Origin of the sequence: Rudanella paleaurantiibacter (genome assembly GCF_009184635.1) — a bacterium.
Lineage (GTDB): Bacteria > Bacteroidota > Bacteroidia > Cytophagales > Spirosomataceae > Rudanella > Rudanella paleaurantiibacter.
In genome coordinates, this window is the sequence record NZ_WELI01000017.1 from 97,903 (window position 1) to 104,195 (window position 6,293).

Annotated in this window: 6 protein-coding genes and 1 tRNA gene; all 7 read right to left on the reverse strand. The window is 50.9% G+C overall.

The features are described 5' to 3' along the window. Positions 1-20: 20 nt before the first annotated feature. A complete protein-coding gene (trpB, locus tag F5984_RS25150) occupies positions 21-1,217 on the reverse strand; it encodes a tryptophan synthase subunit beta (protein ID WP_152126965.1) in 1,197 nt (398 codons plus the stop codon). An 11-nt stretch (positions 1,218-1,228) separates the two neighbouring features. Further along, positions 1,229-1,873 carry a phosphoribosylanthranilate isomerase gene (locus tag F5984_RS25155; protein WP_152126967.1) on the reverse strand — a complete coding sequence of 215 codons (645 nt, stop codon included), beginning with the start codon at positions 1,871-1,873 and terminating at the stop codon, positions 1,229-1,231. Positions 1,874-1,880: 7 nt separating this feature from the next. Then, positions 1,881-2,693 carry an indole-3-glycerol phosphate synthase TrpC gene (gene trpC, locus F5984_RS25160; RefSeq protein ID WP_152126968.1) on the reverse strand — a complete coding sequence of 271 codons (813 nt, stop codon included), beginning with the start codon at positions 2,691-2,693 and terminating at the stop codon, positions 1,881-1,883. A 13-nt stretch (positions 2,694-2,706) separates the two neighbouring features. Next, positions 2,707-3,693 carry an anthranilate phosphoribosyltransferase gene (gene trpD, locus F5984_RS25165; protein ID WP_152126970.1) on the reverse strand — a complete coding sequence of 329 codons (987 nt, stop codon included), beginning with the start codon at positions 3,691-3,693 and terminating at the stop codon, positions 2,707-2,709. Then, on the reverse strand, positions 3,690-4,256 hold the full coding sequence (locus F5984_RS25170) for an anthranilate synthase component II (protein ID WP_152126972.1): 567 nt from the start codon (positions 4,254-4,256) through the stop codon (positions 3,690-3,692). Before F5984_RS25170 ends, trpD begins: the two co-directional genes overlap by 4 nt. After that, entirely contained in the window at positions 4,253-5,695 is a 1,443-nt protein-coding gene (locus F5984_RS25175; RefSeq protein ID WP_152126974.1) for an anthranilate synthase component I family protein, read from the reverse strand. Before F5984_RS25175 ends, F5984_RS25170 begins: the two co-directional genes overlap by 4 nt. 168 nt (positions 5,696-5,863) lie before the next feature. Further along, positions 5,864-5,937 (reverse strand) — tRNA-Pro (locus tag F5984_RS25180). Positions 5,938-6,293: the final 356 nt, after the last annotated feature.

Consider the following 6,293-nt stretch of genomic DNA (forward strand, 5'->3'; position numbering starts at 1 on the left):
AGAATAATGGTCGAGGAGGTTTACAAATATTTGGCGTAGGTCGCTAAATCTTTATCGCCCCGACCCGATAGGCAGACCACAACAACATCGCTTGTCTGAAGGCCCATTTTAGGCAAAGCAGCCAGAGCGTGGGCGGTCTCAATGGCCGGAATAATTCCTTCAAGCTTACTCAGCTGAAAACCGGCAGCAATGGCCTCGTCGTCGGTAATAGCGTAAAAATCGCCCCGACCCGAATCGAACAGGTGCGCGTGCAATGGCCCAATACCCGGGTAGTCCAAACCGGCCGAGATCGAATAGGGTTCCGTTACCTGCCCATCTTCTGTTTGCATCAGAATGGTGCGGCTACCGTGCAGAACGCCCGGCTTACCAAGTGCCGTTGTGGCCGCCGAGTGCCCCGACGATACACCAAGGCCGGCGGCTTCGGCGGCCACCAACCGTACCGATGGCTCGTGCAGGTAGTGGAAGAAAGCCCCCGCTGCATTGCTACCTCCGCCCACGCAGGCCACCACGTAATTGGGATTTTCAGAACCTGTTTTCTCCAGAAGCTGACTCCGTGTTTCTTCGGAAATTACCGACTGAAACCGGGCCACCATATCCGGGTACGGGTGTGGCCCCACTACCGAACCGATGATGTAGTGCGTATCAACCGGGTTATTGATCCAGTGCCGCATAGCCTCGTTGGTAGCGTCTTTGAGGGTCTGACTACCGCTTGTAGCCGGCACTACCGTAGCACCCAGCATCCGCATCCGGTCGACGTTGGGTTTCTGACGTTCCATGTCAATAGAGCCCATGTACACTACACACTCCAGGCCCATCAACGCACAAACGGTAGCCGTTGCAACACCATGTTGCCCCGCACCCGTCTCGGCCACAATCCGTTTCTTGTTTAGCCGCTTGGCGACCAGAATTTGCCCGATGGTGTTGTTTACCTTATGTGCTCCGGTATGGCAGAGGTCTTCTCGTTTCAGGTAAACCGTAGCGCCAACCTCATTGGACAGGCGTTCGGCCAGAAACAAGGGAGTTGGCCGGCCCACATAGTCGGCCAGTAACGCCCGGAATTCGGCCTGAAACGTAGGGTCTTCCATAATGGCGCGGTAGTTCCGCCGAAGCTCCTCTACATTAGGATAGAGCATCTCGGGAATGAAAGCCCCCCCAAAGCGCCCATAAAAGCCTTTATCTGTTACCTCAAACGAGGCTTGTGGTTCTAAAACAGTCATAACGAGAAAAATTAGACTTCTTCCTCTTCTTCAACCGGGCGAACCCGGCTGATTAGTTCTTTCAACTTTTCAATGTCTTTTACGCCCGGCGAGACTTCAACCTGACTGTTTACATCAACTCCATACAATTTGAGGTGCCGAATCTGCTCCAGATCGGCCAGGTTGTTCAGCCCGATACCGCCACTGATGAAAAATGGTTTTTCGTTATCGTAGCGGCTCAATAGCGACCAGTCGAACGCAAATCCGTTACCGCCGGGCTGCTCCCCTTTGGCATCAAACAGAAAGAAATCGCACTGCAACTTGTAGTTATTGAGCATACTAAAGTTGAAGGTTTCGTCGACCCGGAACGCCTTGATGATATTGATACCCCGCATGCGCAGACTCTTGCAGAAATCAGGCGTCTCGGTGCCGTGCAATTGTACGTACTGCAAGTCGTACTTTTTTACATTCCGAATAATCGATTCTGGACTGGCATTTACAAAAACCCCCACTTTCCGAATGTTTCGGGGTAGCGACCGTACAACCTCTACATCTAACTCCTCACCCACAAAGCGCGGGCTTTTGTCGTAAAAAATGAACCCAACAAAATCAGGGTTCAATGCCGCTACCTCCTTTAGGTTATCAGCATCGCGCAAACCACACACTTTGACATTCATAGGTGTATCAGTTAGTAATGGTAGAATTTTGCTTACTCAGTTGGTCTACCAGCGTAGCCAGGGCCAACTCTGGAGCCGTTGTTTTCATAAATGCTTCGCCAATCAGGAATGCCTCGTAACCGGCCATGCGCAACCGATGCATAGTTTGTGCATCATGCAGGCCGCTCTCCGTTACGCGAACAAATGAATCGGGTATTTGACGAATCAACTCCATCGACGTCTCCACCGACGTCTCAAATGTTTTCAGGTTCCGGTTGTTCACACCTACCAGATCAACCGTATCGCAGAGCGTACGGTCCAATTCTTCGGCATCGTGCACTTCCAGCAAGACTTCCAGCCCCAGCTCATGGGCAAAGCGGCTTAACTGCTTCACCTCATCGGCCGACAGACAAGCCGCAATGAGTAAAACCAGATCAGCACCCCAGGCTTTGGCCTCAAGTAGCTGATAGGCATCAATCACAAAATCTTTGCGCAGAATAGGCGTGAGTGGATTGGCGGCCCGGGCGGCCTGCAAGTCGGCTGGCGTACCACCAAAAAACGGCTCATCTGTCAGTACCGACAAACAAGCCGCTCCGGCCCGAACATATCCGCTGGTTGTAGCAGCTACATCGGCGGTTCCGTTGATAAGACCTTTTGAGGGTGATTTTCGTTTGAATTCAGCTATGACCCCGGTAGAGTTAGTAGCGCGTATAGCGGCTATGGCCGAATTGACGGCCCGGTTAAAAAGCGGATAAGCCGCCAATGCCTGTTCCGAAACCTGCATCCGGCGTTGTGCTACTTCAACTCGTTTTTCAGTAATAATTCGATCTAAAATCGTCATTCGCTCGGGCAACTCACGCAACCAATTTAGTAAAACACTCTAACGCACGACCGCTCTCAATAGATTCCTTCGCAAGGGCTACGGCCTCTTCGCGCGTGGCCACCCGATCACTTACCAACAGTGCCATGGCCGAGTTAGCTAATACCGCCTGTTTTTGGGCAGGGGTAGCTTCGTTTTTCAGCACACTCATGAAAATACGCGCTGACTCCTCTACCGTTTCTCCCCCCGACAATGACTCCGCGCTCAGCGTGTCCAGACCTAAATGGGCCGGATTCAGCATTTCTTCCGTTCGGTTCGAAATCACCTTAAACGGGCCGGTCAAGGAGATTTCATCGTAGCCATCTAAAGCGTGTATGACCGAAAAACGCGTGTCTGTTTGCTGATAAAGATACGCATATAATCGGGCTAATTCAAGATTAAATACCCCAACGAGCTGTTTTCGGGGCTTTGTGGGATTGATCATTGGCCCCAGCACATTGAAAAATGTTTTTACGCCCAGGTCGCGCCGAATTGGGGCTACATTTTTCATAGCCGGGTGAAACAACGGAGCGTGGAGAAAACAGATACCGGCAGTTTCGATTCGGCGTTCAAGCTCACCAATATCGTTAGTGAACTGATAGCCCAGATACTCCATCACCGTCGACGAGCCGCACAGCGACGATACGCCATGATTACCGTGCTTGGCTACGCGCTGGCCCGCACCAGCCACCACAAAGGCCGACAAGGTTGAGATATTAAACGTGTCTTTACCGTCGCCCCCGGTTCCGCACAAGTCCATAGGATCGTAGGCCGATAGATCGATCGGTAAACAAAGCTCAAGCATCGCATCCCGAAACCCTTCCATCTCTTCAATACGAATACTACGCATCATGTAAACCGTCAGAAAAGAGGCTATCTGCGCCGTATTGTACTCGCCCCGGCCAATACCCAACAAGACCTGATTAGCCTGCTCTTTGGTGAGCGTTTTGTGCTCAAACAGATGATTTAATATCGCTTTCATTGGTTTACCCAGTTTTCCATCATTTTGACCCCACCTACTGTCAGTACCGACTCCGGGTGAAACTGCACCCCCCGCACATCAAACGTACGATGCCGCAAGCCCATAGTCCGGCCGTTTTCGTCTTCGGCAGTCACCAGCAAATGAGCCGGTACCGAGTCGCGAACAACCGACCATGAGTGGTAGCGACCTACCGTCAGATCGTCGGGTAAGCCTTTAAACAAATACTCGTCGTGGTCGAGTACACGTGCCTGATGCGCCACACCGTGCAACACATCGCCCAGGTTTTCGAGTTGGGCACCAAATGCTTCGCCAATTCCCTGATGCCCCAGACAAACACCCAAAATTGACTTTTGAGCACCGTATTCCTTTATCAGGTCCTGCATGATGCCGGCTTCGGTCGGAATACCCGGCCCCGGCGACAGGAGAATTTTGTCGTATTGGCCAACGGCCTCCAGCGCAATTTTGTCATTCCGAATCACGTCAGGCTCATGACCAAGCTCGCGCAGAATGTACACCAGATTGTAGGTGAACGAATCGTAGTTATCTAAAACAAGAATTTTCATATCCCTTTTGCTTGCTCAATGGCCGACCGCAGGGCCGCCAGTTTGTTATGTACTTCCTGAAGCTCACTCTCAACCGATGACTTAGCCACAATACCTGCTCCTGCCTGATAGTACAGTGTGTTGTTCTGACTCATAAACGTTCGAATCATGATAGCATGGTTAAACTCACCGTCGAAACCCATGTAGCCGATACTACCCGAATAGAACCCCCGGCTCTGATTTTCATATTGATCAATCAGCTTCATGGCCATGTATTTGGGAGCCCCCGACAACGTACCGGCCGGAAACGTTTCTGCCACAATCTGAAGAGGATCTGCTTTACCATTCAATTGCCCCACTACCTTCGACACCAGGTGAATCACGTGTGAGTAGTATTGGATTTCTTTGAAGGTTTCCACCTTTACTAAATCACAATTCCGGCTGAGATCGTTACGCGCCAAATCGACCAACATCACATGCTCGGCCGATTCTTTCGGGTCATCGTATAACTTCTGGGCCAATTCGGCATCCTTCGCGTCGTCACCCGTTCGTCTAAACGTACCAGCAATTGGGTAAATCGTGGCTTCTCCATTTTTTACAACAATCTGCGATTCGGGCGACGACCCAAACAGTTTGAAACTGCCATAATCAAAGTAGAACAGGTAGGGCGATGGGTTCAGCGACCGGAGAGCCCGGTACACGTTGAATTCATCGCCCCGGAATGGCGTTTGAAACCGGCGAGAGAGCACAATCTGAAACACATCGCCCCGTTTGCAATGGTCTATGCCGTGCTGGATAACCGCCCGAAACTCGTCGTCGGAAAAGTTAGAGCTTTCGTTGCCTTTAGTATCAAATGAATAAAGGGCAAAATTCCGACTGGTTATAATTGATACCACCTCATCGAGCCGACTAACGGTTGGCTCCTCGCCATCCCGCGTGTATGCGTGCTCAAAAATGTGGAGTTCGTCTTTGAAGTGGTTTATCGCGATAACATACCGATAGACCTGAAAAATAGCGGCCGGAATATCGTTCTCCGGGGGTACTGCTGCGGTCAGACGAATATCCTCAAACCCCTCAACCGCCGGGAACCCAAAATAGCCAAATAAGCCATTGGTGATAAACGAGTGATTACCTGGTTGGGCTTTAAACAAGGCTTTATATTCTTGTAAAGCCGGTATCAACTCCCGAGGCTCAATTTGTTTAGTGACCTCTGCTTGACCGGGCAATCCTATAGTAAGCACACCCTTGTTGTATTCAAATCGACTAACCGGGTCGAAGGCGATATACGAGAAACTGTTGTCGTTACCGTGATAATCGGCACTTTCGAGAAGAATACTGTTTGGGTATCGATCCCGAATCTGCAGATAAATACTAACGGGAGTGATTATGTCAGCCAGCATCCGCCGGTGTTGGGTCGTTACCACGTACGTTTCCGTTGACGGTGGTGAAGTTTGAGTCATCAGAATAGCAGTCAGAGAGTTTACAGTGATAAAAAACAAAAGGCCTACCGGGATGACGGTAGGCCTTGGACAGTATCGATCAGACACAAAGAGGCAACCTCATCCCTTTCGAGATAAGTGCCACCACCATGATTGAGTCTGAATAGTTTTCATTATTGTTCTATTGTGTCGGGGTGGCGGGATTCGAACCCACGACCTCTACGTCCCGAACGTAGCGCGCTACCAGGCTGCGCTACACCCCGATTCTGCTGCAAATATAAGAAAAGCTTAAAAACCTTTAACGCATCGGCACATAATTAGAAGTAGCATTCTCCAAAAAACTAACTTGCCAATTATAGCCATTAATACCATTCCTCAAAAAATCACTGCTGGTTGATGCAATGTTGTTCTGGTATGGGTGCCAGGCGATGCCTGCCTGGCCAGGGCCGACCACCCGGCCGGCACTCATACACACCTCCTCCCCCACGCCCGTAAACGCGGAAAGGGGGTGCTACCTCGTCTGAGATAACACCCCCTTCGCTTCTATAACTAGAGGTGGCAGCTTCCTACTCTCCCGGATCTGACTCCAGTACCATCGGCAGCACGGGGCTTAACGGCT

Excerpts from the sequence above, each read along its gene's own strand:
- trpB (WP_152126965.1), bottom strand. The coding sequence starts at position 1,217 with ATGACTGTTTTAGAACCACAAGCCTCGTTTGAGGTAACAGATAAAGGC.
- F5984_RS25155 (WP_152126967.1), bottom strand. The coding sequence starts at position 1,873 with ATGAATGTCAAAGTGTGTGGTTTGCGCGATGCTGATAACCTAAAGGAG.
- trpC (WP_152126968.1), bottom strand. The coding sequence starts at position 2,693 with ATGACGATTTTAGATCGAATTATTACTGAAAAACGAGTTGAAGTAGCA.
- trpD (WP_152126970.1), bottom strand. The coding sequence starts at position 3,693 with ATGAAAGCGATATTAAATCATCTGTTTGAGCACAAAACGCTCACCAAA.
- F5984_RS25170 (WP_152126972.1), bottom strand. The coding sequence starts at position 4,256 with ATGAAAATTCTTGTTTTAGATAACTACGATTCGTTCACCTACAATCTG.
- F5984_RS25175 (WP_152126974.1), bottom strand. The coding sequence starts at position 5,695 with ATGACTCAAACTTCACCACCGTCAACGGAAACGTACGTGGTAACGACC.